Here is a 26,644-nt window from a genome sequence, read left to right on the forward strand (position 1 = left end):
GGCGAACCCCCGTTGAGTTCACGCCGATGCGCACGGCGATCAGCCGTCGCATGGTGGAGTCCAAGTCAAAGGCGCCGCACTTCTATGTCTCGACCGACATCGAGATGGATGCGGTCGTCGTCGCCAACGAGGCGCTGAACGCCGGACGCTCTGGCGATGATCGCGTCACCCTGACGGCGTGGTTGGTTCGCGCCCTGGCGCAATCGCTCGCCGCCTATCCGGCACTCAACGCGGTGTGGGAGGGCGAAGCACTCGAGCGCTCCACGCCGATCAACATCGGCATCGCGATTGCGGTTCCCGATGGCCTCGTTGCGCCGGCACTCCTTGATTGCGCAGCAAAAGGTCTTGCCACCATTTCCGCGGAGTTGCGTGACCTTGTCGCGCGCACCAAGATTGGCAAGTTGCGCCCTGCCGAATTCACCGAGCAGACGTTCACGCTCTCAAACCTCGGCTCGTTCCCGGTGACGCAGTTCACCGCCATTGTCACGCCACCGCAGGTGGCGATCTTGGCGACGGGTCGCAGCGAGTCGCGCGCCGTGGTGCGCGATGGTGTCGTGGTGGCGCGCACGATGTTGACAGCAACGCTCTCCGCCGACCACCGCGCCGTCGACGGTGCACTGGTTGCCACATTCCTCGGCGACCTCAAGTCTCGGCTTGAGGCACCGACCGGACTCGCCTGACGCCCATGAGTAGTCAGCCGCTCGGTGATCGTTCGAACTACCAGCGGGGGCGCCTCGACGCCAACGATCTTCTCCCCGACCCGGTCGACCAATTCCGCCGTTGGGTCAACGAGGCGATCGCGCAGCAGGTCCCCGAGCCACTCGCTGCCGCCCTTGCCACCGCCGACGACGCCGGGAACCCGAGCGTTCGCATGATCCTGATCCGCGGCATCAGCCCCGAGGGGATTGACTTTTATACGAACCACGGGAGCCGCAAGGGGCGCGACCTTGCCACCAGGCCAGCGGCAGCCCTCACCCTCTGGTGGCCGACCCTGGAGCGACAGGTGCGCCTCTCAGGCTCGGTGGCCCGCCTCTCGGAGGCCGAGTCCGCCGACTACTTTGCTAGCCGCCCTCGTGAGAGCCAGCTCGGTGCCTGGGCGAGCGCCCAGGGAGAGCCAATCGCGGATCGTGCTGCACTCGAAGCTGCCCTGAGCGCGGCGACTGACAGCCATGACCCCACCCCCGAGACCCTGCCGGCCCTCCCGCCACACTGGGGCGGCTATCGGGTGACTCCCGCACAGTGGGAGTTCTGGCAGGGGGGTGAGTACCGCCTCCACGACCGATTTGAGTATCTTCGGGCCACCCCCGAGGGCGCCTGGGAGACCCGCCGGCTGCAACCGTAACCGGCCCCCCTCGAACGATGCGCCCAGAACCTGACTGACCGCCACTCCGCTTTTTGCGGCAGGGGTGTCAGGTACGCCGCACGATCAGATACACTCCCGCCCAAGCGCAATCTGCGCTTATCTGTAGGGCACCCCGCTATCGGTGCGGAGGGCCGAAGCTAAGGAGGAAATATGCGGAAGAAGTCCCTTCTCGCAACTCTCGCGCTCAGCGCGGCGATTGTTGCAGGGGCATGCGGCGGTGGCGCCAGCATCGTTGGTTCGTACGCTCCGGGTACCGGTGGCGCTACGGGCGGAACGTTGCTTGTTGGCGACTATCAGGACGTCGATAGCCTCAATCCGTTCTACTACTCAACAGTCATGTCGGCAAACGTCTTGGCGACCGTCTATGACGGCCTTGTCACGGTGACAAACGAAGCGAAGTACGTGCCATGGATGGCCACGGAGATCCCTTCGATTGCCAACAAGGGCGTTGTGGTCCCTGGCACCGACGGTGATGCAATGACCGTAACGTGGCACCTTCGCTCGGGCCTCAAGTGGTCCGACGGCGTTGCCATCACCTGCGCGGACGTGGCCTATACCCACGATTGGATCTTGAATCCAAAAAATCCGCTCAACACCACCGGGACCAAGGAGATCTCCAAGGTCGACTGCCCGGATGAAACGACGATCGTCTTGCACTATTCGGAGCTCTACTCCGCGGTGTATGGCGGCGTGTCGATCGCACCAAAGCACTACTTCGAGAAGTTCACGATCGGTGACGGCAACGCCGCAACCGACATGGTCCAGGGTGCGGGTTACCGACCTGAGGACCTAAAGAACGTCCCAACCTCGGGACCATTCAAGTTCCAGAGCCGCACCGAGGGTGTTGAGACCGTCATGGTCCGAAACCCAGAGTGGAAGCACCCATACACTGGCAAGGCGGCAAACCTTGACAGCATCAAGTACGTCGTTTGCGGCGATCCAGACACGTGTATCGCGAAGTATCGCAACGGCGAGCTTGATGTCGTCACAGACCTTGACCAGAACGCAAAGGCCGTGACGGCAGATCTCGGCAAGAACCAGCTCGTGCAGGCAGTCTTCACATATGAGTTCCTGCGCCCGAACAATTCGGCAACGGACTGCTCGATCAACCCAGAGATCCTGGCTGAGCGCAATGGCGGCTGCCCAGCGTCTGACCCTGCAATCCGCAAGGCCATCTCGCAGGCAACCGATAAGGCGGCAATCTTGGCCCGCGTCCTCGGTGGCGCTGGTCAAGTCGCTAACTCAAGCGTGACGCCACTCGCCTGGTTCTACAGCGACCCAGGTGCATCCAAGTTTGACCTTGTTGCTGCGGCGAAGACGCTCGCAGACGCCGGTTGGACGGACACCAATGCCAATGGAACCGTCGATAAGGACGGCGTTGAGGCAGTGCTTGACTTCTGCACGACAAAGAAGGCCGTGCGCAAGTCGGTGATCGCCTACATTGCGAGTGACCTCGCCAAAATCGGTATCAAGGCCATTTACGATCCAGTTTCGGGTGGTGTGTTGTTTGCGCCGTGGACCGATTCAGCGGAAACCGACGCCTGCAACCTCTCACGCGGTACGTTTGACGTAGGGCTACATGCATTCTCCTCAGGGATTGAGGCAGTGTCGCTCTACATCGTGTACCACTCCTCGAAGTTTGAGCCCGATGGCCAGAACGACGCCAAGATCAGCGATCCAAAGTTGGACGCAGTCTTGGAGGGCGTCAAGACCAATGTTGACTCGGACAAGATCAAGGCGGCCGCCGCGTCGGTCCAGAAGATCCTGTCCGACTCAACGGCAGAGATTCCGCTCTACTACTGGCTCGGAATCGAGCTGGTGAGCGACAAGGTCATTGGGTTCGTCCAGAACCCAACGCAGGCCGGCCCGCTCTGGAACGCGGGTGAGATCTCGCTGACCCAGTAAGTTCTACCGCTCCGGCGTGCGTCGGGGCGGCAAAAAGGCGGGGCCTTCGGGCCCCGCCTTTTTTTGCGACCTCTGGCAGAAGGGGAGGGGTCCGCAGAGCGTTGGGCGGGGCACCGCCGGGGGAGCTCCCATGCGCCTCAGGCGCCCGGTTTCAGGTACGATTCGGCAACGGTCGGGGGGGCTAGAAAGGGGCAGGTATGTTGAAGTTCATCGTTCGCCGCGTCGCGGTCAGCCTCGGCATCCTCCTCGGCGCGACCGTGCTCATCTACGCGTTACTCCTTGCCGCCCCTGGTGGGCCAGCCCAGAAATATGCGGGGAATCCCAAGTACACGCCAGCGCAGGCTGCCGCGTATGTGAAGGCGCTTGGCCTCGATAAGCCTGTTCCAGTGCAGTACTGCCGCTGGCTCGGGGCTTGCCGTCGCGATCGTGATGGAATCGATGCTCTGCTTGGCCCAACTGGCCTTCCAGCAATCTTGCCAACCGGGTTGAGCGGCGTCGACACAGGCATCGCGCACGGCGATTTCGGGTACTCCTATGAGAGTGGGTCGCCCGTAATTGAACGGCTGGGCCACGCACTGCTGCCGACCTTTATCCTTGCCCTGCTCGCCTCAGTGATCTGGCTTTCCCTCGCCGTCCTCCTGGGCGTCGCCACGGCGCTCCGAAATGGGTCAAAGTTCGACCACATAACGAGCATCGTTACCTACGTCATGAACTCGTTCCCCGTCTTTATCCTGGGCTTCACATTGATCTGGATCTTCGCCGTAACGCTGCACCTCACCCCGGTGAGCGGCATGACGGACGCGCGCCTCTCCCCAGCATTCGGCAGTGACGCGTACTGGACCTACGCTTCTGCTAACCCCGGTGCCGCGCTCGCAGATCTTGGGCGCCACCTCATCCTTCCGGTCGTCACCCTTGTAACGATCAGCATCGCGGGCGACTCACGCTACGTGCGTCAGAGCGTCATTGAGTCGATGAGCATGGAGCATGTGCGCACGGCACGATCAAAGGGCCTGAGTGCGCGGCGCATCAACATTCGCCACATCCTTCGTACCGGCCTGATTCCATTCGCCACCAACATCGGCCTCACTTTTCCGTTCTTGGTATCTGGTGCGCTGGTCACCGAAACGATCTTCAGCTGGCCAGGTGTCGGCCGACTTACCGTGACCGCCATCGGCACCCTCGACTACCCAGTGCTGATGGCCGTGCTAACGGTTGGCGCGGTTGCTGTCTCTATCGGCAACCTCATCTCTGACCTTCTCTACGCCATCCTTGATCCACGGGTGCGCCTGTGAGCAGCGTGCTGGGCTCGCTGCTAAAGCGCGCTGTACCGAAGCGTAAACCTCAGAAGGCGCTCGATGGTGGAATCTCGGAGAGCCCCTGGGGCCAGGCTCGACGCCGCTTCTTCTCGGGGCGCGTCGGGCCACTCGGCCTGATCATCTTGGTTGCCATCTTCCTCTTCGTGATTGTCGGCTCCTTCCTTCTGCCGTTTAACTTTTATTACGTACCGCAACCAGACGAGATCAATTTTGTTGGCCGCGGACCTGCGTGGGGTCGGCCGTTTGGCGAAACCGGACTCCTGCAGCTCGATGTACTGACCCTCGTCGTCAATGGTGGCAAGACCTCACTGGCGATCGGGTTCTTTACGGCGATCGGTAGCATCACCTTGGGCACCCTCATTGGCGTCATCGCTGGAACCCTAGGGGGGAGGGTCGACAGCGCGCTGATGCGCCTCGCCGACATCTTCCTGATGATCCCAACCCTCTTTGTGATCCTCGTATTGGCACGCATCTTGCAAGGGGCACACGGCGGTGGCATTTGGACGCTGATCTTCGTATTCGTCGTGTTCGGTTGGATGGGCCTCGCCCGCCTCGTACGCGGACAGGTATTAGCCATCCGAGAGATGGAATATGTCGAAGCCGCTCGCGCCCTTGGCGTTCGGCCACTGCGCATCGCCGTACGCCATATTCTGCCGAACGCCATTGGCCCAGTCGTTGTCTCGGCGCCATTCATCGTGGGTGGTGCCATCATTAGCGAGGCCTTCATCAGCTATCTGGGCTTCGGCGTCGATGGGGCGACGCCAACGTGGGGGAACGTTCTCTCTGAGTCATCAAAGTTCTTGCAACAGGGGAATTGGTGGTGGATCGGCTTTCCCGGCCTCTTTATCGTGCTGACCTCACTCTCGATTAATATGGTCGGCGACGCACTGCGCGAAGCCCTTGACCCTCGAGGTGCGAAGTGAAACGCGACGCACTGGGGCCAGTCATTGATGTGCGGAACCTCAACGTCTCATTCGCGAGCGCCACTGGCACTGTCAAGGTGGTGGAGGGTGTCTCGTTCCATATCGACAAGGGAGAGTGCCTAGCGATCGTTGGGGAATCAGGTTCCGGGAAGAGCGTTTCGGCCCTCGCCACGATCGGTCTATTGGTGAAGGAGCAGGCCACCGTTACCGGGTCGGTAAAGTTCCGCGGTGACGAGCTCCTCGGCAGGCCAGAGTCCTACATGCGTAAGGTCCGAGGCGGCGGGATTTCGATGATCTTCCAAGAGCCACTCTCTGCCCTTAACCCGGTGACCACCATCGGTGAGCAGATCGCAGAGGTGCTGGTTGCCCACGGCCGCGGCAACTGGAAGGTCGCCAATGCCAAGGCGGTCGAGTATTTGGAGTCGGTAGAGATCGCCCAGGCAGCGCGCCGAGCCAAGCAGTACCCGCACCAACTATCGGGCGGCATGCGACAGCGCGCCATGATCGCTATGGCTCTCGCAGGAGAGCCTGAGCTCATCATCGCCGACGAGCCGACTACTGCCCTCGACGTAACGATCCAGGCGCAGGTACTTGACCTGCTGCGTCGCTCAACGCGCGAGCGCGGAACGGCGCTGCTGCTCATCACCCACGACCTCGGTGTCGTAGCTGAATCGGCTGACCGGGTGGCGGTGATGTACGCCGGGCAGATCGTGGAGGAAGGCCCAGCAGCCGCCGTGATTCGCACGCCAGCAAGCCCATACGCCCTTGACCTCGTCGCATCGATCCCATCCTATGAGCGACGAGGCCAGAGCCTCTCAACGATCCAAGGGATGGTTCCCTCCCCAGCAAACTTCCCAAGCGGCTGCCGCTTCCATCCCCGTTGCCGCTTCGCCGTTGCTGCTTGTAGCACCGCCGTCCCTGAGCTCAAGGCCCGAGGAGCGAATCGGTCGGTGCGCTGCTTCCGGGCGGATGAGATCGCAGCTGGAGCACGACCGACGACGAAGCGTGGAGGGGGCAAAAAGTGAGCGAGAAGGGCACGGCAAAGAAGCGAATCACCAGTGACTCCCGGTCAACACGCACAACGCAGCCAAAGCCCCTTGTGCAGCTGCGCGACATCAAGAAGTACTTCCCTATCGCCGGAGGAATTCCGATCATTCAAAAGAGGCAGTACGTCAAGGCCGTCGATGGCGTTGACCTAGCCATTGCGCGAGGCGAAACTCTCGCCGTCGTTGGTGAATCCGGCTCTGGCAAGACGACGCTCGGGAGGGTCACCCTCGGTCTTCAGAAGGCAACGGCTGGTGAGGTTTGGTTTGACGGCAAACGACTCACCGACCGCAGCTCAGAAGAACGGCGTAAGCTCCGCCGCCAGATGCAAATTGTCTTCCAGGATCCGTTCGGGTCACTAAATCCGCGATTGCCTGTTGGCGATCAGATCGAAGAGGGTTTGGTGGCGCACAATTTGGGCACATCTAGCCAGCGCCGCAAGCGCATGCATCAGGCCCTTGAGCTTGTTGGTCTCCCCGCAGAGTATGCGGTGCGCTACCCACACGAATTCTCTGGAGGCCAGCGTCAACGTGTCGGCATTGCGCGCGCCCTAGCGCTGGATCCAGAATTCATCGTGCTAGACGAGCCAGTCTCCGCGCTTGATGTTTCAATCCAGAGCCAAGTCCTTAACCTGCTCACCGACCTTCGGGATAAGCATGGCCTCACCTATATGTTCATTAGCCACAATCTTGACGTCGTTGGCTATTTTGCTGACCGGGTTGCGGTCATGTACCTCGGAAAAATCGTTGAGCTTGGCCCGGTGGATCGCGTGTTCACCAAGCCTCAGCATCCGTACACAGTGGCGCTGATCTCTGCCGTGCCAAAGGTTGAAGCTCATGACCTGAAAGATCGACTGATCCTTGAAGGCGAGATCCCATCGCCGATCAACCCTCCCTCGGGGTGCCGATTCCGCACGCGTTGCTGGCTCCGTGAGCAGCTCGGAAATCCGGAGCGCTGTGCAACCGAAGAGCCGAAGCTCGTTGCCACAGTCCGCGATCCAAGCGTGAGTGTCGCCTGCCACTTCCCACTAGAGGATGGGGCTGCCGCCACCACGCGAAGTGGTCGCGCAGAGATCTCACGGGCAGCCAAGGCCGTGCGCTCGGCGAAGCGAGTACCAAAGAGCGCCTTGAAGAGCACACCAAAGTCCAAGAAGAGCGCTACCGCAGCGAAGGTTCGACGCGGCGCTTAATCCGCTCGGCGTCCGCCCACACTCTCACCCTCATCGCTCATCAGCGCGCTGTAGCGTGCGCGTAGTTCGAGGGCGTGCTGTATCTGATTAGCCTGCGGCTCCACACGAAGGGCTGGCTGCGCCATTTGTTCCGCCGCCTCCCTCAAACCGTGAAAGGCACCGGATGCTACCCCTGCAAGTGCGGCAGCTCCAGCAGCCGAGGCCTCAGGATTCTGCCCAACCACGACAGGCACCCCAAAAAGATCGGCGCGCATCTGAACGAGGGCGACTGGAACTCGCTCTGCCTGCGAGAGCGGCCCGGGGGCGGCCCCAGTTGCAGGGCCCGAGAGTCGCATCTCGGCCAAGGTGAGCCCGGCTTCGAGCGCGGGCGTGAGCAAGTGCGCAACAGCCAGTGCGCCTCCTTCGATTGCGGCACGCACGAAGTGTGCCGATCGATGCGCCTCAGTGATCCCGACAAAGGCGTCGCTCACCGAGGCTGGCGCACGCCACCCGGTCTGTGATATCGGTCGGGCGATGAGCCCCTCGGCGCCAAGGGGGAGCGCCCCCGCCTCTTCAAACAACGCAGCACGCCGCGCCGGCGCGGCGTCAGCACTGCCAGCGAGAAGATCTTCGATCACCCATTCTAGGATTCGACCCGTTCCGGCGAATGCCCCGCCCAGAACCACCAGGTCCCCGAACGGGAGAGGTGCTGGACCCGCCCAGAGGAGCCTCCCTGTTTGCTCCACAATCTTGCGCGCCTTGACTGAATGTTCTACGACAGCCACGCCACCAGCGGTGCCACCTACGTCTACCCCAATTCCAGCACGAACTAGACCCGCTCCGATCACGGCGCCCAATCCGTCATTCACACCGGCAGCAATCGGAATCCCAGCAACGAGCCCCAGCTCTTTAGCAGCACGCGGGAGGAGTGTTCCGATGCACGTCCCAGGGAACACCTCTGGTGGCATCGCGCGACCATCTACGCCGGCGCCGAGCAGTGCGTGTCGGTCGGCTGGCGAAAGGCTGCGCGCTGGATCCCAGAATGAGCTCACCGCAGTCCCAGTGAGACGGTTCGCGAGCGCATCCCAGGTAGAGAGCAGCCAGGCTGCGGAGGCGGCACTGTCGGGGCGCTCGCGCAGCAGCCATCGCGCTTTTGGTAGCTCACCCAGCAGCCAGCCACTTCGGCCTAGAAGCGCTCCAAGGGCGACCTCATCATCTACGGCGCGCCGATCACGCCAAAGATGGACTGGTCCCGCGGCGCTACCGTCTTCGCGAACCGGCACCAGTGATGGACCGTGTCCAACCATGCCGATTCCGCGCACCTCAATCCCGCCACTACGCTCGGCAACGTCTAATGCCTCTCGTGTTGCGTCGCAGAGTGCGCGCCACCAGAAATCAAGGTCCTGTTCATGTGAATCTAAAGGCGAGCCAATTGCGCTCGCTAAACTCGATGGGCGACGTGCTAGGTGTCGCGGCATGCCCGTTTCAGCATCAACAAGTAAGACCTTGATTGAACTAGTCCCAATGTCGAAGGCGAGGAGTGCGGCGCGAGCTGGTTGACGCATCAGGTGCGTCGCCGCTAGATCAGCGAGGACCGTTGCTCCGGCCGTGGTTCACATACCACCAAGCCGAAGGGAAGACCGCAGCCGCAAGTCCGAGCTTGATCGCGTCGCCGAGCAGGAATGGGGCGAGCCCCTTCTCAATGGCAACGCCGATCTCAAGATGCGCAGCTGCGGCGAGCCATGGCACGCCGAAGCTATAAATGATCAGGCTGCCGATCGCCATAGCGCCGATGGTGCCGATCACGCTGCGATCCCAGCCAAGATCGGCGAGGCGCCCAACGATCCACCCGGCGAAGAGCATGCCGACGAGGTAGCCGCCGGTTGGCGCGAACTGCAAGAGACCCGCCTCACCAGAGATGAAGAACTTCTCAATGCCGTGGCTCCCCTCGCGGAAGATCGGGGCTCCAAGGATGCCGAGGGCCAGGTAGAGCGCCATTGATGCGAGGCCGCGGCGCGCGCCAAGGGCTGCGCCAACAAGGAGCACGCCGAACGTTTGCCCGGTGATCGGCACAGGGGTGCCAGGGAGTGGAATAACGATCTGCGCGGAGGCAGCCACGACCGCGGCGCCAACGACTGCGAGTGCCAGGCCTTGAAGGCGGGCGCCAAGGCGCTCGCCGAGGAAGACGGGGAAGAAGAAGTCACCCAGCGTCACCCCGTACTCGGCGGCGGGGATCCGGCCCATGGCAGGCATTGCGCGTCGAATTTGCATCGTTACCCTCCCTACGGGCGCCAGGCTTGTGCACAGGCGCCGACCCCCAGTCTACCCTGCGCCACCCCCCTCCCCGCAGGGTAAGATGGCGGCTGACGTGGTGGCCATCGTTCAATGGTTAGGACCGTGGTTTGTGGAGCCGCAGATGAGGGTTCAATTCCCTCTGGCCACCCCACCACTCGTGAGGAGCGCCCCCGTGCCCACAGCCACACCTCGCCGTCGCCTGATCAACGACCCAGGCTTCGTCCGCCTCTGGACCGCCGAAACGATTAGCCACTTTGGATCCAGCTTTAGCAACCTCGCCATGCCGATTATCGCCATCCAATTGCTGAACGCCGGCCCAATGGAGATCGCGTTAATCAACCTTGCCGACTTCCTCCCCTTCCTGATCCTTGGGCTGCTGATAGGCGTGCTCGTCGACCGCTTGCCACGGCGCAGATTGCTCATCGTCGGCGACCTCGGCCGAGCCCTCCTGCTGCTGACGCTGCCAATCTCGTACGCACTCGGCGTACTCTCGATTGCGCAGCTGATTATCGTTGGTCTCTTGCTCGGCACCCTCACCGTCTTCTTTGATGTCGCCTACCAGGCCTATCTTCCATCACTGATTCCCAAAGAAGATCTCGTTGAGGGAAACTCTAAGCTCGAGATCAGCCGCTCGGCCGCGGGCCTGATTGGGCCGAGCCTCGCTGGCGCGCTAATCGCCATCGTCAGAGCACCAGCGGCAGTGGTGATTGACGCCATCTCGTACATGTTTTCTGCCCTCTTTATCTTCTCGATCAAGCCGAAGCACGAATCCGTCGCCGAACAGAGTGGCGCCGTGGCACCAGCTGCAGGCAAGCCGCGCGCCTCGCTGCGATCTGACATTACCGCCGGACTGCGCTATGTCTTTGGCCACCCAGCCCTGCGCACGATCGGTGGCGCAACCGCAACCGCAAACCTGTTTGGCAGCATTGGCGGGACCGTCGAGATGCTCTTCGCCTACAACGTGCTCGGTCTCTCTGTGGCGCTTATCGGCTTTGCGGCAACGCTTGGCTCCGCTGGTGGGCTCATCAGCGCCGTATTGGCCGGCAAAATCTCCAAGAAGATCGGCGTCGGCCGAACTATCGTCCTCACCATACCCCTGGGCGGACCGCTGATGGCGGTACTCGCCTTCTGCCAGCCCGAGCACGACCTGCTCAACGCCCTCGTGATTGGCGGCGGCTTCTTCGTCGCGGCTGCGTCGGGCACCCTGTACAACATCAACCAGGTGAGCTTGCGCCAGGCGCTCACCCCACCCGAGATGTCGGGGCGCATGAACGCCACGATGCGCTGGTTCGTCTGGGGGACGATTCCAATCGGCGCCGTGCTCGGCGGGATCATCGGCACGAACCTAGGATTGCGCGAGGCGCTCATCGTTGGTGGGATCGGTGCGAGCTTCGCATTCATCCCACTTCTCTTTGGGCCCGTCTGGAAGATCAGGGAGATGCCGACGGGAGTTGCCCAGAAGTAGCGCAGCGATCGATCACAGACCCTTGCCCGCTGATAGACTGCACGACGCAGCCGAACGCGTTGCGCATGGCACCCAGAGTTGGAAGGAAAGGAACGGCTATGCGATTTGGTGATGATGCTCTCGGTGCACGCCTCGCCGCGCTGCTCGAGCCTGGCGATCTCAACGAGGTCGTCGTAGCTTCGGACCTGGTGGTTCAGGCGGCATACATGGAGTGGCGTCGCACTACCGTTGAGCGCATCAACGGCGAGCAGCATGTGCGCTACATCGTTGGTCACCCGGGCGCTGTGGCCATCCTTGCCATTGATGCGGCCAGCGACGTGACGGTAACGCTGGCGAGCGAGATGCTCTTCGTGCGCCAGTTCCGCGCCCCAGTGGGGCGGCTTCTCCTTGAGGTGCCCGCTGGAACCCTCGACCTACACGACGGCATCACAGAAGAGACGCAGTTGGCCGCCGAACGCGAACTCGAAGAGGAGACGGGTCTACGAGCAGCAACCTGGCAGCACCTCCGAAGTTTCTTCACCGCCCCGGGGTTTACGAGCGAGCGCATGGAGCTCTTCCTTGCCGTCGGGCTCACAGAGGCTGGCCCTGGTGCCCGCACCCCCGACGAGGATGAGGCGATTGAGGCGGTTCGGCTGACCATTGCGGAGGCGGCCGAGGCGGTCCGCCGTGGGGCCATCGTGGATGCCAAGAGCCTGATTGCCATCGCCGTAGCGGAGCGCCTCGCCACTCGCTGACCCCCGCACGGCTCGTGCGTAAATCCCTCTTGAGTTGCGATATCCGTACCCCCACCCCCCCTACGGTGCTAGAATCGTACCCACAGCGGTCCGCACTGCGGATTCCGCAGAGAAGGGTGTATTGATATGGCGATCGAACCACTGCGGCACCTCGCACCGACCTCGTCGCCGGCTCCCCATCGGGCGGAGCCGCCCGTTGGGCCCACCGTTCAGATTGATCCTGCCCGCATTCGCGACCTGACCGCCCGCGAGTCCGAGCGCCTCGACGGCCGCACCCAGGGCTCAGCGGCCGCCTACGACCGCGCCAAGCGCTCACTCGTTGGTGGCGTCTCGTCGAGCTACCAGAAACGTGCGCCGTGGCCGATCTACCTCGACCGCGGACAGGGACAGTACGTTTGGGATGTTGATGGGCATCAGTACCTCGACGTACACAACGGCATCGGCAGCATGGTGCAAGGGCATGCGCATCCGGTCATCACCGAGGCCGTCGATCGGCGCATCCGACTCGGCTCACACTTCGCCGCGCCAACCGAAGACACCTACATCGTTGCGGAGCACCTTGCTGCGCGTTGGGGCCTCCCCCGCTGGCGCTTCGTCAACTCTGGCTCCGAAGCCACCATGGATGCGATCCGCCTCGCCCGCGGCATCACTGGCCGCGATGGCGTGATGAAAATCTTCGGCAGCTATCACGGCCACCACGACTATGTGATGGTTGATATCGGCCTCTCGGTATACGACGGCAAAGATCGCGAAAACTATCCATCAATCGCCTACGGCAAGGGGATCCCGGACTCCGTCACGCAGATGACAATCGCCGTGCCGTTCAATGACGCTGGTGTCCTCGAGCGACGACTCGACTCGCTTCAGAGTGAGGGGCGCCTCCCCGCCTGCTTGATCATGGAGGCGGCGATGATGAACTGCGGAGTGATTCTGCCCGAGCTCGGCTACCTCGCCGAGGTGCGACGCATCACCAAAAAGTTTGGCGTCGTCTGGATTGTCGACGAGGTGAAGACCGGCCTCACGGTTGCCGCTGGCGGCGCAACCGAACTCTTCGGCATCAAGCCTGACCTCGTCTGCCTCGCCAAGGCGCTCGGCGCCGGCATCCCTACGGGTGCTATCGGTGGCACCGACGAGATGTGGTCAATGGTTGACTCCGGCGATGTGTATATGGTGGGCACCTTCAACGGCAATCCACTGGCCATGGCGGCGGCGCGCGCCAATATGGAGCACGTGATGACGCCAGATGTGTACACGCACCTCGGTCGCCTCAATAGCCAACTTCTTGACGGCGCCCAGGGCATTATCAATCGGTACAAGCTCGCCGCCTATGCGGTGGGGATTCAGTCCAAGGGGGTCATCACCTTTGCCCAATCAAAGGTTGTGGACTATGAATCGTATAAGTCCGCCCAGCAGAAAGAGATCATTGATCTTGTCTGGCTCTGGAACATGAATCGCGGCATCTTCGGTACGCCGGGTCGTGACGAGGAGTGGACCCTCTCAATCGGAATGACCCCCGCTGACGCCGACCACTACCTTGGCGTCTTTGAGGAGCTGGCCGCCGAACTGACGCGCTAGCGCTCGCCGCAGAGGCTCTTGACCCGCGTCACGTAGGCCAAGGATTAATCGCGGCTACTAGCCTGTTGCCGCAAGACGCGAATCAGGCCATCGCGCTCAAGCAACGCGAATCGTCGCAGTCGTGTCGCATCAACCGATGGGATGCCATGTGCTGGGTCGGCAATGTTAGTGAGGAGTGCGTCAATAGCGGCGAGCATCGATGTTGGTGACCCCCAGAGCCCAAGTGAGGCACTTCGTGTGACCAGGTCGCGGGCATAAGTTGCGTCCGCTGATCCGAGGGCGAGGAGTGCGGTTGGGATCTGGGCAACATACGGCGCAAGCAGTTGGTGCTGCCACGGCCAGGCGAAACCGCTCGCGGCGGCGAGTGTCTTTCTTACGCTGCCGTACCCGTCAGAGCGAAGGATGCGCGCCCATGCCGCCCGCTTTGCGGCTACGTTTGGCGTTGCGGCCCCAGCGGCGAGGAGTGCACGCGCGCCACGGTCGCTCGGATCTCGCTGCGCCTCTGCCGCAAGTCGCTCCCCGCTGTTCGGTGCACCAAATGAGGCCGCGCGAATGAGCAGCGACCAGCGATGATCCTGATCGATCTCGACGCCGTCAAGCGGCGTCTCGCCCGCCGCAACCTGCCATGTCTCCTCTACGTCTCGAGGCGTGACCGACGCCATGACCATGATTCGCGACCAAACAATGCGCATCCCCTCGCCGCCACCGCGGGCTAATCGGGCGCGTGCGGTGTCAACGATGTGGCTTCCCCAACGCTCGCGCTCACCATCAGGGAGATAGCGGAGTAGGAGGCCACTCAACGTTGACTCAACAACGCCCTGAACGATAGAAGAGTCAACTTCATGCGGGAGGCGGTCGATCAGCAGCTGCGCGTAGCGGGGCGCCGGGTAGCGGCCGTCGCGTACGAGCTCGTAGATCGCCATCCAGGTGAGCTGGCGCAAGAGCCCGTCAGGGACCGCCTCAAGCCGCCTCTCGGCGAAGCGGAGCGTCGCCTCGTCGAGGGCGATCTTGCCCACGGCGAGATCGTCATGATTCGGGATCACTGCAAGCGGAAGAGGCCGCCCAACGGCACTCGGCACATCGGTACGCGCCCCTGTCACAAGAACCTCATACGGCTCAATGGTGACGGCGCCGCTCTCGCCTGGGTAGAGGAGGGCAACGCGCAGCAGGTGCTCCCGCAACACGTCATCACCCGAGACGACCTCCTGGGTGACCGTGAGGCTATTGATCTTGCCGCCCGCACTCGGTGTAATCAGGGCGCCGAGTCGATTGGGCCCACTAGTTCGCAACCACTGTTCCGACCAGTCGGCGAGCGAGACGCCACTCCCCTCTTCGAGGGAGGTGAGGAAGTCAGCAAGGGTGGCGTTGCCAAACGCGTGTCGCTGGAAGTGCAGGCGTAGCCCTGCAGAGAAGCCGGCGCGTCCAAGGCGTGCGCCGAGCTGCTTCAGCACCGCACCCCCTTTGCCGTAAGTTATCCCGTCGAAGTTCAGGAAGGTTTGGTCTGTGTCGCCTACGGTGCCAGCAATCGGATGTGTCGTCGGTGAGTCGTCTTCAACCAACGACCAGCGCTTCAACTGCACGTTGAACTCTTGCCAGGCGGTCGTGTGCTCCGACCCTTCGGTCAGGCAGAGGGCGGCCGCATAGGTTGCAAAAGATTCATTGAGCCAAAGGTCGTCCCACCAGCGCATCGTGACCAGATTGCCGAACCACATGTGGGCAATCTCATGAAAGACCACCTCGGCGAGATCGGTCACGTCGCTCGGCGTCGGAGTGCTTAGGAAGATGTAGCGCTCCGTGTAGGTGATCAGCCCGACATTCTCCATCGCGCCAACGTTGAACTCGGGACAGTAGACGTGGTCGAGCTTCTCGAATGGGTATTCGCGACCGAAAAGTTCACCGAAGTAGGTGAACGCTTGGCTCGTCATCTTCTGGAAGAGGTCGTATGAGAGATGCCTCTCGAGGGAGCCGCGCGACCAGAGGCCTACCTGCACCGGAGTGGCACGGCCCGGAATGGCAACCTCAAAGCGTCGCCCCACAAACGGGCCGGCGGCAAAGCTGAATAGATAGCTCGGAAGCGGCGGGGTCTCGGCGAAGGTGTGCAGCGTGCCGCCAGCACCATCGGGGCTTGTCGCTGTTTCGGCGCCATTCCCAAATACCCGCCATGCGGCGGGGGCGGCGACAGTGAGCGAGAGCTTCGCCTTGATGTCGGGCTGATCAAAGATTGGAGCCATGCGGTGTGCCTCGTATGGCTCAAAGTTGGTGTAGACATATTCGCCCTGGTCTTCGGGGTCAATGAAGCGGAAGACACCATCGCCGCCAGTGTCGTAGGGGTTCTCATATGACACCTCAAGGAGATTTTCGGCGCCCGCCTTCAGAAGGGCCGCTGGCAGCGTGAGGCGATAGCCGCTCCAGTCAGGGGCATCGATGACCACGCCGTTGAGCGTGAGACTGTGAATGGTGCGCCCACGGAAGCAGAGGAAGATTGGCCCGCCATGCCCAGCGGCGAGGGTGAAGCGTGTAACGAGATGCCCACGAAAGGTTGCCGCATTAGCCGCGAGGTCGAGCCGGAGCTCGTAGAGTACGTCGCCAACTGCGGCGGCGCGAGCGGCAGCCTCCACCTGCGTCAAGAGGTCTCGGGCTTCGGCTCCGGGAGTATCTATGGTCAGGCTCACCGCCAGATCCTAGCGGGTTGCTGGGGTAAGAGCGGCGCGCCAAGCGGCGAGGTCGACCTCGCGGAGCCGCGGCGATGCGGTCGCCCCCGACGGTCGCCCACGCTTGCCAATCGGCTGGCCATCTATTTCATGAATATCAGCGGTGAAATCAATGGGTCGAATCCCCGAAATCGCACTCCCAACGGCATAGGTGTCCACGCGTGACCCTGCAGCCTTGAACTCTGCGATGCGCTCCAGCGAGAGGCCACCCGAGATGACGATCTGTGCCGCCGTTGCACCGGCGGCATCGAGAGCGGCGCGCACCTCTGCGACAAGGGCAGGCGTTACCCCACCAAGTTCACTTGCGCGATCGAGCCGCACGCCGCCAAGTTTGCTCCCCAGCGCTGCAGCGACACGCGCTGACTCCTCGGACTCATCGCGGAAGGTGTCAACGAGCACGATACGCGGAACGTCTGGCTCAATCTGGCGATCAAAGGCGAGTGCAGCTTCGACCGTGTCGCCGTGAATCAGCACCAGCGCATGTGGCATGGTGCCTACCGGCAGCCGACCGGCGCGCGAACTCCCCGCAGTAGTCGACGCACTTGTCGCACCGCCAATAATCGCGGCGTAGTCGAGCCGATCGGCAATGTTTGGGTGCACGTGGCGCGCGCCAAAAGCGATGACGGGCGTTGGTGCAGCCGCGTCGACAATGGCGCGCGCGGCGGTCGCCCACCCAGAGCCGTGGGCCATCATCCCTAAATACGCCGTCTCAAAGCGGGCGATTGACTGGTACGGCGCGCGAATACGCAGAACTATCTCTTTCGCCTCAATCAGGTCGCCATCCTTCAAGGCCCAAACCGCCGCGTTGCCGGCCGCGGCATCTGCTTCAAGTGCAATGGAGAGAAGCCCCTTCGCCTCATCTATGCCGCAAAGTGTGGCGCCAGCGCGACGACAGAAGACCTCCATCGTTACGACTGGATTACGCCCCTCCCCCGCCAACACATTTTCGGTGCGCAGGAAGTAGACATCGGCGTTCTCGCCGGTCAGGAGTGCAGGTAGGGGCCGCGGGACGGATCGCGTGGGGAGATCAAGTTCTGCCATAGGCGAAGCATAGCCCTGCGGCGAGCGGTCGGAGGCTACCCCTCCAGACGATCGGCGAGATCGGGGACGGCGCGCAAGAGGGGCTGGTTCCGGCGCGGAGAACCGTCGTCGGCGGGGATACGGCCGCCGATCCAGATCCATGCGGCGGTCTCATCGAGGAGGCGATCCGCAATCAACACCGTACGGGCGAGTGCCTCGACCAGATCGTGCTCGGTCGCCTGTTCAGCGCGCAACTCGATGCTGAGCACCGGCCGGCCATCTTCGGCAATGCCGAACTTCGCAAAGAGGTACTTGTCGTTCCACTCCAAGAGGCGGCGATACGCCTTGCGCAGACCGTCACCGAGCGGTGGTGCTAGATGCGCCCACACCACAATAACGCCGCCTGGGCGTGCGTCGTGAATGAGTGAGAGGCGCAAGGAGCGGCGGCGCTCTCCGTCAAGCTCCAGGTCCCACACCGTAGCGTCATCACGCTTGTGTGGTGAGGGGACCACGACACCATGTAGTTCAAGCAGCGCGGGGATTGACGCAACCTGCAGAAGTGTCATGCGACTATCGCGCCGTGCGGCGCTGGTTCCAGGTGCGCGCAGCCTTGATCGTTGCGCCCGCCTTCACGCTGCCAGAGTCGGACCAATCACTCAGGCTCGCCTCAGCATCGACCAAGACGTTTCGGCCAACGGATGCGCTTTCAGGGACCTCAGCCTGCTTACCAATGACGACGAGGCCAGTCGCCAGCATATCGGGGTTGGCGCGGTTCGGTGCACCCGGCAACTCGCCGACGCCAACTTTTGCATCGCGCCCAATGCGCACCTCTTTGTCGATGATGGCGTGATCAATGACGGCGCCAGGTCCAATCACGGCATCGAACATCACGATGCTATCGCGCACGATCGCGCCCCGACCGACGCGCACACCAGGCGAAAGAACGCTGCGCTCCACGATCCCCTCAATCACACAGCCGTGCGAAATCATCGAACGCTCGACGCGGGCGTCGGCGCCGATGCGGGCGGGGGCTCGCTCCTCGGAACGGGTGAGGATCAGCCAATCGCGCTCATACAGGTCGAGCTCGGGCTTCGCCTCAAGGAGCGCCATGTTCGCGTCGAAGTAGGCGGGGAGGGTCCCCACGTCTTGCCAGTAGCCGCGGAATCGATGGGCCATCACCTTTTCACCACCGGCGAGCATCGCCGGCAACACGTCGGCGCCAAAGTCGGGGCGTGCCTCATCGAGCCACGCGGCCAGCGCATCGGCGGTAAAGGCGTAGATCCCCATGCTGGCGAGGCGATTGGTTGGCCGCTTCGGCTTCTCCTGGAAGCCAGTGATGCGACTTCGCTCATCCATGTCGACCACACCCATGCGGCGCGCATCATCGAGGCTCACCTCGCGCACCGAGACGGTCACGTCGGCACCACTGCGTCGATGGGCGGTAATGAGGCGCTCGTAATCCATCTTGTAGATGTGGTCGCCGGCAAGCACGAGCACCGTCTCCGCACCACTCGCCACCACTTCACGAAGGTTCTGCCGCACCGCATCCGCCGTGCCGCTGTACCAGTTGGCGGTATTGCCACGACCGACCTGCGGCTGCAGGAGCCGTACGCCGCCGATGGTGCGATCGAGATCCCAAGCCCGACCGCGACCGATATGGTCGTTTAGCGACCGAGGGTTGTACTGCGTGAGCACCAGCACGTCATCAATGCCGCTGTTCACACAGTTTGAGAGGGTGAAGTCGATGATTCTGTACTTGCCGCCGAATGGCACGGCGGGCTTTGCCCGCACGCCTGAGAGCACGCCCAGCCGGTTCCCCTCACCGCCGGCAAGGATCACCGCAACGGTGCGATCAGTACGCAGAGCAGGCTCCCCCAGGAAGGTACTTCTGAATGCAGACATATTTGCCGTTCAGCAAGAGCGAGAGGTGAAGGTGAGGCCCTGTGACATTCCCCGTTGATCCAACAAAACCGATCAACTGCCCTGCAGCCACAAACTCACCCGCCTTCACGCGCCACTTCGGCTGGCTGGAGACCTTCCCGTCTCCGATATGCCCGTAGATCGAAACCATGGTCTTTGAATGGGCGATCCAGATCCAGGCGAGCGGACGCATCCCCTTCCACACCACGCAGTAACTGCAGATGCCCGCGATCATCACCTTGCCGCTCGCCGCCGCATAGATTGGCGTTCCTGGCGCGGCTGCAATGTCGACGCCGTTATGAAGGTATGGATACCCCTTCGGGCAGGTTGAGCTCTTCGGGTAGATTGGCCAGCTCACACAGCCGAACTTTTGCGAGATATATGGTCGAGTGCCGCCAACCGGCTTGATGAAGCTGGATCCGTTATGGACAATCGGCCACGTCCAGCCACCCTTGTACACGGTGGGGAGGCCGGAGCCGAATTGACCCTGCAGGAGGGCATTCACTGTTGCGGTGACGCGCGCCTCTTCCGCTTTCAGTGCGGCGACAGCGGCGGCGAGCTTCTTCTTGTCGGAAATCACCTTCTCCATCGCCGCCTTCTGCGCAGCAATCGCCCTCTTCTGTGCAGCGATCGCGGCGGCGAGTCGCGCCTTCGCGGCGTTCAGCAGTGAGACCTGCTTATCAAGGGCCGCCTTCTGCTTCGCGGCAGAGGCGCGCAGCTTTTCAGTTTCGGCACGATTTGCACGCACCTGGTCTTCAATCTCCGCGAGGCGCGCCGCATCGCGACTAATGCCATCCGCGAGCTTCACATCTTCTGCGCCGAGGGCATTGAACCCGGCGATGTCGAGCAGGATGTCGGTAAAGCTCTGGCCAGAGAGCAGGATCCAGAGTGGCGGGGTCTGGTCGGCGATGTACGCCTCACGAATTCGAGATGCCAAGATCGCCTGACGTGCCGCAAGGTCACGGGCTTTCGCCTGTTGCGCCTTCACCAGCCGACTGATCTCCGCGTCAAGGGCGTTCACTGCGGCGTTGAGTTTGTTGAGGCCAGCCTGCGCCTGCTGCACCGCGGTCGTGAGCTGTGCCACCTGCGTCGTGATGCTTGTTAGCGTTGCCGTGTTTTTCGCCAGGGCTGCAGAGGTGGAGGCGAGCTGCGCGGTGAGGGCACCCTGCTGCGCGATCAGTGCATCGAGCGCCTTCTGTTGGGCGGCGAGCTGTGCGGCGAGCGCCTTCTGTTGGGCGAGGGCGTCATCGAGAGGGTCCCCGCGAACCGGTCCAACCTGTGCCAAGCCGAGGCCAACAATAAGGAGAGGGATGGTGAGCAGGACGCCGAGTCGGGCGCGCCACGTACGTTGCTTTTGCGCAGGCGGGTGCTCCATCTGTGACCTCCTCTCCTCCGCTACGGCAAGAGTATCAGCCTCAGCGACGGACGCCACCCCCCATGGCCAGCTCAACGAGCGAGGTGTGGGCCGCGCCCGTAGAGCCGCGCCCAGCGAATGGGGCAACGCTGCGGCGATAGGCGGTCCCAGCAATATCGAGATGCACCCACGGCACGGTCACGAACTCGCGCAGGAAGAGGCCGCTACGAACCAGTGATGCCTCACGCGAGCCTGAATTCTGGAAGTCGGCCGACCAGGTCGACATGTTCTTCACGTAGGCCTCTGCCAGTGGATACGGCCAGTAGACCTCACCAGCGCGGCGCGCGGCGAGGTGGAACTCATCGAGGAATCCTGCATCGGTGCCGCAGGTAGCGGCAACCTCGCCGCCGTATGCGGCGTAGGCGATGCCGGTCAGCGTGGCCACATCTACGAGATGCGTTGCGCCGAGCTCGCGCTCCGCGTAGTGCAGCGCGTCGCCAAGGATGAGGCGCCCTTCGGCGTCGGTGTTGGTGATCTCGACACGCTTGCCGTTGAGGGCGGTAACGACGTCGCCAGGTCGTGTGGCATTTCCGCCCGGCATGTTTTCAACACAGGCCGCGACGGCGTGAATTGGGCGACCTGGGTCGAGCTGCGCAATGGTTGCAGCAGCCTCAAGCACGGCGATGGCGCCGTTCTTGTCGTGCTTCATCTCTTCCATTTCGGCGGGAGGCTTCAGCGAAATGCCGCCGGTATCGAAGCAGACGCCCTTGCCGACCATTGCGAGGCGTCGGCCGAGTGGATCCTTGGCGCCAGGCTTGCCGCCGGAGAGAACGACGAGACAGGGTGGGCTCTTCGAGCCTTTGCCGACGGCGAGCAACATGCCGGCGCCCATGCGCTGCAACTGTGCAGCGGTGATGATGGTGGCGCGCAGGCCAACGGCGCGTGCGCGATCGCGCGCCTCTTCGGCAATGCCGAGTGGCGGCATCTCGTTCGCCGGATAGTTAGACCAGCGTCGCGTACGCACAACACCGCTCGCAATGATTTCGGCGCGACGGGCGCCCTCGCTTGCAGCGGCGAGATCGGTACCACTCGGAACGATGATTTCGAGCACGGTGAGTGCTGCAGGTTGCGCCTCGATGACGCTCTTCCCGCCGATCCCTTCGTGGAATGAGCCGTCAATGACGCCGCGCACGATGAAGTCGACGGCGATCACCGCAGCGTCACTCTTCATTGCCGCGTTCGCGGAAAGGCCCGGACCAAATGATGCGCCACCTTCGGCGCGGAGTGCCGGTGATGTGCTGGTTAGCGCAGCGATGATGCCGGTGGCATCAATGGCGAGTCGTGTGATCTTGCGTCCCGCGAGGCGACGCGTTGCCGCCGAGGCCCAACGCTGTAGCTCTTGTCGACCAAAGTCGGCGCGAGGGCCGGCGCCGACCAGAAGTAGGTGATCAGCGGGAAGGCGGCCAGCACTTGTCAGCGTGCAGCTGTAACGGCTCCCTGTCCCCTCGCCGATCGCGCGGAGTGCAGCGATGCGTCCGCCGCTCTTGCTGTCAATCTCACGAAGATATGATGCGTCAAGCTGATCGCTAAAGACTGGGGCCACAAGGACTCCCGCCTTCGCCGCAGCGTTCTTTGCTGTGATGATGATCCGCATCTGATCCTCCTCGCGCCGGTGACGCCTACTGCTTGCTGATCTTGCGCCTGAGGTAGCTGAGTCGACCGCCCATATCAACTGGGGCAAAGCCGAGCTCGCGCTCGACCGCATCCGTAGCGCCGATGTTATCTAGTGCCAACTGGCGCAACTGGTCTGTTGCAACGGGGAATGGGAGGCGAATCGCCTCGGAGATGCGCGCGACGAGGGTGATCAACGGCACCGGCATTGGGATGATGATGCGGCGCTTCCCAAGGGCACGCGCCACCTCACGCGTGATCTCGGCATACGTCCAGTAGCGCGGACCGCCCAGTTCGAACGATGCCTTGATGCTCCCCTTCGGTGCATCGAGCACCTGCACGATGGCGCGGGCAACATCGCCAACCCAGACCGGCTGAAAGCGACTCTTCCCGTTGCCAGGAACTGGCACCGCTGGCGCAGGAATCTTGACGAGCGCCGCAACGATATTGAAGAAGCCGTCGCGCTCCCCCCAGATGAGGCTCGGCTTGAGGATCGTCCAGTCGAGCGATGAGGCGCGAACGAAGCCCTCGCCGCGCGCCTTGGAGCTGGCGTAGTGCAACTCCGGTCGCTCTAGCACGCCGAGCGCACCGAGATGAATGAGCCGCTTGATGCCGGCCGCCTCGGCCGCCGCAACGATCGTGGCGGTACCAACGGCGTTGACGCGCTCAAGGTCGGCGCCATCGTTCCAGTCGCGTGCTAATGCCACCAGGTGCACGACCGCATCGCAGCCAACCATCGCCGCGTCGAGTGACGCACGATCGTTCACCGTTCCAATCCTAGTTTCGAATTTGCCGGGCGAGGCGGCGACGCGCGCCTGCAGGGCAGTAGCCCGTGCGTCGCTGCGTACGAGGGCGGTAACGGAGTGTCCGGCGCCGAGGAGTGCTGGCAACACGTGACTCCCCACGAATCCCGTTGCACCGGTGAGAAAGACTCGCGCCATAGAACCCCCTCTTCGCTTCCGGGACCTCTCCGGGCCACCGCTCCACTCTATGATGCACCGATGATTGGCGCACTGGTCGCGGGTATGTTCGCAGGCTACGCAATCGCTGTCCCCGTCGGCGTGATCGCCGTGCTCATCATTGAGACGGGGATGATGGGCGGCCTCCGCCGCGGACTTGCCGCCGGCGCAGGCGCTGCGACCGTCGACCTGCTCTTCTGCTCGTTGGCGCTCGTTGTTGGCGGCCTCCTCAACCAACTTCTTGCCGCTGCCCTGATGCCACTCCAGCTCCTCTCGGGCGGGATTCTGATCTCGATCGGGGTCCGCGGGCTCCTCTCGCTGCGCACCTCAAGCACGAGCGCCGATGCGGCCACCGACCCGCGTGTGCGTGGCAGCGCCCGACAGCTCTACCTCCGCTTCATCGCCCTCACCGCGATGAACCCTGCGACGGTCCTCTACTTCTTGGCGCTCGCCATCGGCCTCCCCGGTCTCGGGAGCGACCCGATCAACGCCGTCGCCTTTACCGTTGGCGCGGCGGGGGCGAGCCTCTCGTGGCAACTCTTGCTGGGGGCGATCGGTGCCGCTGCAGGTCGCATCCTTCCGGAGCGCGCGGTCACCGCAACGCGCATCGTCGGCCAGGTGCTGATCATCGGATTCGGTACGAGCATCGCCGTGACGGCGCTGCGCAGCGTCGCTTAGCCGATCACCACGTTGCGCTCCGCAGCAAGATCACTGCGCATCGGTCGATCAATGAGCACCCGAATGCGATAACGCAGCGACAACTGCGCTCCTTTAACTCCGTCAAACACAGGTGGGGCGTCACTCGGAATCTCAAAGGTGACGAGACTCCCCTTCGCTAGGTCACTCGTCTGCAACTCTGCTGCGGCGATGCGTACGGGCGGCGCCATCTTCACGTCAACATACAGTTCGACACGTGCGCCGCGGCCACCAGCGGCGCTCGGCCAACGAACGTTGACATGCAGCGCACTTCCTGGTGCGATGGGTGGTGCCGGTTCAACATCCATGGAGACCTCGCCCTCAGACCAGGCGGCCATCATTGCCGAAGGACCGAGCGAGATCACGCCGGAGCGCAGCAGGTCTGGGTTCTGCGCAATGTTGATCACGGCGGCCACGCGCTCGTCACCGCCTGCAGCGATATCCCACTCCACCTGGAGCGTCCACACCACCATATAGGCACCGAGATGCACCGAGGGTGGCCCAAGTGCTGGGGCGGGTGCAAGGATCTTGAGGTCGATCTCGTCGCCCGGGGCCAGCGTTTCCGGCACGGCGATCTCCATCAGCGGCACGTTGGCGATCTCGGTGGCGACCACTTCGACCCAAGTTGTGGTGAGTTCCTGATCGCCGTTCTTCTGTGTCAGCGATTGCGTGACCTCGCGCACTAGATATCCCTTTACAGAGACGCGTGTCCCTCGCGCCTTAATCTCTTTGGTGGCGCGCACGCGGAGGCGGGCATGAATCTCACCGCTGACCAGGCTGCCAGGTGTCACCTCAATGGAGCCTGAGAGCGCATCGGTGCACGGCGTCAGAAGTTCCGCACTAGTCAGGAATGCGAGTGGGTGTGCGCCATCGCGCGCCGCCAGCGTCTCGCCGTTCAGGCGATCGAGGGGCGCCGGGAGCGACCCGGTCTTCCCTGGGTGGCGCTCCCGGCCCGCTGCGCGCCAGAGGTCGAGGAAGCTGTTAGCCACGTGCAACTCCGTTCGCAGTAACTGCAGCAAGGATGCCCGCCATCTCCGCCGCATCGCGCGCGACCCAGGTTGGACGCTGCGCCGCTGGTAGGTCATCGATCTGTACGGCGCCAACGCCCGCGCCGACGCCCGTCATCAAGAGAATCGATCGACACCCCGCCGCGTTCGCCGCAGCGATATCGGTCGCGGGAGAGTCGCCGATCATGATCGCGTCGCGAATGTCGCTCCCGTCGAGTGCCGCCGCCTGTAGCAGTAGATCGGGCGCTGGCTTGCCGATCGCCGTGGCGCGCACACCGGTCGCCGCCTCCAGCGCCGCCACCGCTGCACCCGTGCCCGGCACGAGGCGGCCTGGATCGGGGTAGTTGGCGTCGCGATTCGGCACGATCAGCGGGGCACCAGCGCGCACGGCGTCGGTGGCGACGGCAAGGTCATGCCAATCAGACTCGCGATCAAGGCCCACCGTCACTGCATCTACACCCCAGACATCGAGTGACTCTGGTCCATCGAACTCGGCGGTGCGGCAGGCGTCGAGCCCCGCGTCGCGCAGCTCGGCGGCGAGACCCTCTGCCCCGTAAACCAAGATGTGGCGATACCCCTTATCAACGAAGTGCTGCGCCACGGCTGAGGCGGCGGTGATGATGCCGTGCGCTGAGAGCGGGGCGCCACACGCCTCGATGCGTGAGCGATACTCAACACGGCGCAGGAAGCTGTTGTTGGTGACGTAGATCACGTGGTCACCGCCGTCAACACGCTCGGTGAGGAGCGGGCCGACGCCAAGGACCGGCTCACTGCCGCGGTAGACAACCCCGTCAAGGTCAACACAAAGGAGCATGAGGCGATGGTAGATCAGGAGCGCGTCACCCTACGCAACGCGAAGCGCCTGCTGGTGGACGGCAACAACCTCGTCGGCGGCCGGGATGAGGGGCGCCTCAACAACCTTGAGGCGAAGCTGCGTCGGACCATCACCCCAGGGGTCGCGATCGAGGTCTTTCGTGATGGCGGTGCCCGCTCCGCCGACGACCAGATCGTCGAGGCGATCGGCACGCCAGATCCTGGCTCAGCGGACCGAATCGTTGTCATCACAGATGACCGCGGGCTGGCCGCACGGTGCACCGCCCTCGGGGCCTCTGTCGTCAGCGCCCGCTACTTCCGCGACGCTATCGGCGGCCCGCCGCGTGCCCCCCTCGCTGGAACGGGCGCACGCCCCCCAAGCATCGGCGGATCCGGCCCCCGACGTGCGGCGCCGAGTAAAGATGAGGGTGATTCCGAACGGCGGTGGCGCCCGGGGCGTGGCGCGACCCATAAGCGCGGCCCCTCAACGCGTCCGCCGCGCCCCCGCTAAGATTCAGCTATGAGTGAAATTGGTGCTCGCATCGCCGAGTTCTTCGCCTGGCTCAGCACGATCGTCCCCGCCTTTGTCACGCCAAACTGGGGCGCCTTAATAGGTCTCCTCCCACTCTTCGTCGCCCCCCTCGTACTCCTTTGGATCGTCTCAACGGGTGGCATCTGGACGCTGGTCGGCATCACCAAGCGTGG

24 protein-coding genes and 1 tRNA gene are annotated in these 26,644 nt (G+C 63.1%); 14 read left to right on the forward strand and 11 right to left on the reverse strand.

The annotated features are described in order from the left end of the window. From AC3LCN_RS04410 to AC3LCN_RS04440, 7 genes are all read left to right on the forward strand, one after another. A partial coding sequence (locus AC3LCN_RS04410) for a 2-oxo acid dehydrogenase subunit E2 (protein ID WP_488648878.1) occupies positions 1 to 680 on the forward strand: 680 nt, incomplete at its 5' end. Between the two features lie 5 nt (positions 681 to 685). After that, positions 686 to 1,342, forward strand: a complete 657-nt coding sequence (pdxH, locus tag AC3LCN_RS04415) for a pyridoxamine 5'-phosphate oxidase (RefSeq protein WP_488648879.1) — start codon at positions 686 to 688, stop codon at positions 1,340 to 1,342. Positions 1,343 to 1,513: 171 nt separating this feature from the next. After that, entirely contained in the window at positions 1,514 to 3,268 is a 1,755-nt protein-coding gene (locus AC3LCN_RS04420; protein ID WP_488648880.1) for an ABC transporter substrate-binding protein, read from the forward strand. 197 nt (positions 3,269 to 3,465) lie between these two features. Next, on the forward strand, positions 3,466 to 4,560 hold the full coding sequence (locus tag AC3LCN_RS04425) for an ABC transporter permease (protein WP_488648881.1): 1,095 nt from the start codon (positions 3,466 to 3,468) through the stop codon (positions 4,558 to 4,560). Next, positions 4,557 to 5,507, forward strand: a complete 951-nt coding sequence (locus AC3LCN_RS04430; RefSeq protein ID WP_488648882.1) for an ABC transporter permease — start codon at positions 4,557 to 4,559, stop codon at positions 5,505 to 5,507. The genes AC3LCN_RS04425 and AC3LCN_RS04430 overlap by 4 nt, the downstream gene beginning before the upstream one ends. Beyond that, a complete protein-coding gene (locus AC3LCN_RS04435) occupies positions 5,504 to 6,532 on the forward strand; it encodes an ABC transporter ATP-binding protein (RefSeq protein WP_488648883.1) in 1,029 nt (342 codons plus the stop codon). The genes AC3LCN_RS04430 and AC3LCN_RS04435 overlap by 4 nt, the downstream gene beginning before the upstream one ends. Next, positions 6,529 to 7,740, forward strand: coding sequence for an ABC transporter ATP-binding protein (locus AC3LCN_RS04440; RefSeq protein ID WP_488648884.1), 1,212 nt, complete (start codon positions 6,529 to 6,531; stop codon positions 7,738 to 7,740). Before AC3LCN_RS04435 ends, AC3LCN_RS04440 begins: the two co-directional genes overlap by 4 nt. On the opposite strand, the gene AC3LCN_RS04445 is transcribed toward AC3LCN_RS04440, so the two are convergent. Together AC3LCN_RS04445 and AC3LCN_RS04450 are read right to left on the reverse strand one after the other, a co-directional pair. Further along, positions 7,737 to 9,284: a xylulokinase gene (locus AC3LCN_RS04445; protein ID WP_488648885.1), complete on the reverse strand. Its 1,548-nt coding sequence runs from the start codon at positions 9,282 to 9,284 to the stop codon at positions 7,737 to 7,739. The two genes, AC3LCN_RS04440 and AC3LCN_RS04445, sit on opposite strands and share 4 nt — an antisense overlap. Before the next feature lie 19 nt (positions 9,285 to 9,303). Then, on the reverse strand, positions 9,304 to 9,990 hold the full coding sequence (locus tag AC3LCN_RS04450) for a biotin transporter BioY (protein ID WP_488648886.1): 687 nt from the start codon (positions 9,988 to 9,990) through the stop codon (positions 9,304 to 9,306). A gap of 100 nt (positions 9,991 to 10,090) precedes the next feature. Here AC3LCN_RS04450 and AC3LCN_RS04455 point away from each other — a divergent pair. The 4 genes from AC3LCN_RS04455 (at position 10,091) to AC3LCN_RS04470 (ending at position 13,788) form a co-directional block, all read left to right on the forward strand. Beyond that, positions 10,091 to 10,165 (forward strand) — tRNA-His (locus AC3LCN_RS04455). 21 nt (positions 10,166 to 10,186) lie between these two features. Beyond that, complete coding sequence (locus AC3LCN_RS04460) at positions 10,187 to 11,479, forward strand: MFS transporter (RefSeq protein WP_488648887.1); 1,293 nt, start codon at positions 10,187 to 10,189, stop codon at positions 11,477 to 11,479. A gap of 98 nt (positions 11,480 to 11,577) precedes the next feature. Beyond that, positions 11,578 to 12,213 (forward strand): NUDIX hydrolase, encoded by a 636-nt coding sequence (locus AC3LCN_RS04465; protein ID WP_488648888.1) that lies wholly within the window; start codon positions 11,578 to 11,580, stop codon positions 12,211 to 12,213. Positions 12,214 to 12,339: 126 nt separating this feature from the next. Continuing rightward, positions 12,340 to 13,788 (forward strand): aspartate aminotransferase family protein, encoded by a 1,449-nt coding sequence (locus AC3LCN_RS04470; protein ID WP_488648889.1) that lies wholly within the window; start codon positions 12,340 to 12,342, stop codon positions 13,786 to 13,788. A gap of 44 nt (positions 13,789 to 13,832) precedes the next feature. Here the strand turns inward: AC3LCN_RS04470 and pepN are convergent, their stop codons facing one another. From pepN to AC3LCN_RS04505, 7 genes are read right to left on the reverse strand one after another with little or no spacing between them, the layout of a single operon-like run. Continuing rightward, positions 13,833 to 16,460, reverse strand: a complete 2,628-nt coding sequence (gene pepN, locus AC3LCN_RS04475; RefSeq protein ID WP_488648890.1) for an aminopeptidase N — start codon at positions 16,458 to 16,460, stop codon at positions 13,833 to 13,835. Between the two features lie 9 nt (positions 16,461 to 16,469). Further along, positions 16,470 to 17,540 carry a nicotinate phosphoribosyltransferase gene (locus AC3LCN_RS04480; RefSeq protein ID WP_488648891.1) on the reverse strand — a complete coding sequence of 357 codons (1,071 nt, stop codon included), beginning with the start codon at positions 17,538 to 17,540 and terminating at the stop codon, positions 16,470 to 16,472. Positions 17,541 to 17,575: 35 nt separating this feature from the next. Beyond that, on the reverse strand, positions 17,576 to 18,085 hold the full coding sequence (locus AC3LCN_RS04485) for a YbjN domain-containing protein (RefSeq protein WP_488648892.1): 510 nt from the start codon (positions 18,083 to 18,085) through the stop codon (positions 17,576 to 17,578). Between the two features lie 4 nt (positions 18,086 to 18,089). Next, positions 18,090 to 19,421 carry a glucose-1-phosphate adenylyltransferase family protein gene (locus AC3LCN_RS04490; protein ID WP_488648893.1) on the reverse strand — a complete coding sequence of 444 codons (1,332 nt, stop codon included), beginning with the start codon at positions 19,419 to 19,421 and terminating at the stop codon, positions 18,090 to 18,092. After that, the gene (locus AC3LCN_RS04495; RefSeq protein ID WP_488648894.1) at positions 19,372 to 20,814 is read right to left on the reverse strand and encodes a murein hydrolase activator EnvC family protein; all 1,443 of its coding nucleotides are present in this window, start codon (positions 20,812 to 20,814) and stop codon (positions 19,372 to 19,374) included. The genes AC3LCN_RS04490 and AC3LCN_RS04495 overlap by 50 nt, the downstream gene beginning before the upstream one ends. A 40-nt stretch (positions 20,815 to 20,854) precedes the next feature. Further along, positions 20,855 to 22,447 carry a leucyl aminopeptidase family protein gene (locus AC3LCN_RS04500; protein ID WP_488648895.1) on the reverse strand — a complete coding sequence of 531 codons (1,593 nt, stop codon included), beginning with the start codon at positions 22,445 to 22,447 and terminating at the stop codon, positions 20,855 to 20,857. Positions 22,448 to 22,472: 25 nt separating this feature from the next. Beyond that, positions 22,473 to 23,405 carry a complex I NDUFA9 subunit family protein gene (locus AC3LCN_RS04505; RefSeq protein ID WP_488648896.1) on the reverse strand — a complete coding sequence of 311 codons (933 nt, stop codon included), beginning with the start codon at positions 23,403 to 23,405 and terminating at the stop codon, positions 22,473 to 22,475. 60 nt (positions 23,406 to 23,465) lie between these two features. Here AC3LCN_RS04505 and AC3LCN_RS04510 point away from each other — a divergent pair, with 60 nt between their 5' ends. Then, positions 23,466 to 24,101, forward strand: a complete 636-nt coding sequence (locus AC3LCN_RS04510; RefSeq protein WP_488648897.1) for a LysE family transporter — start codon at positions 23,466 to 23,468, stop codon at positions 24,099 to 24,101. Here the strand turns inward: AC3LCN_RS04510 and AC3LCN_RS04515 are convergent. Both AC3LCN_RS04515 and AC3LCN_RS04520 read right to left on the reverse strand, forming a co-directional pair. Then, complete coding sequence (locus AC3LCN_RS04515; protein ID WP_488648898.1) at positions 24,098 to 25,108, reverse strand: hypothetical protein; 1,011 nt, start codon at positions 25,106 to 25,108, stop codon at positions 24,098 to 24,100. The two genes, AC3LCN_RS04510 and AC3LCN_RS04515, sit on opposite strands and share 4 nt — an antisense overlap. Then, positions 25,101 to 25,940, reverse strand: a complete 840-nt coding sequence (locus tag AC3LCN_RS04520; protein ID WP_488648899.1) for an HAD-IIA family hydrolase — start codon at positions 25,938 to 25,940, stop codon at positions 25,101 to 25,103. The genes AC3LCN_RS04515 and AC3LCN_RS04520 overlap by 8 nt, the downstream gene beginning before the upstream one ends. Positions 25,941 to 25,946: 6 nt before the next feature. Here AC3LCN_RS04520 and AC3LCN_RS04525 point away from each other — a divergent pair, with 6 nt between their 5' ends. Together AC3LCN_RS04525 and AC3LCN_RS04530 are read left to right on the forward strand one after the other, a co-directional pair. Further along, positions 25,947 to 26,450 (forward strand): PIN domain-containing protein, encoded by a 504-nt coding sequence (locus tag AC3LCN_RS04525; protein WP_488648900.1) that lies wholly within the window; start codon positions 25,947 to 25,949, stop codon positions 26,448 to 26,450. Positions 26,451 to 26,459: 9 nt separating this feature from the next. Beyond that, positions 26,460 to 26,644, forward strand: a 185-nt coding sequence (locus AC3LCN_RS04530; protein WP_488648901.1) for a hypothetical protein, incomplete at its 3' end; no start/stop codon positions are given.

The sequence above is a fragment of the Candidatus Limnocylindrus sp. genome (assembly GCF_040397215.1).
Taxonomy (GTDB): Bacteria; Chloroflexota; Limnocylindria; order Limnocylindrales; family Limnocylindraceae; genus Limnocylindrus.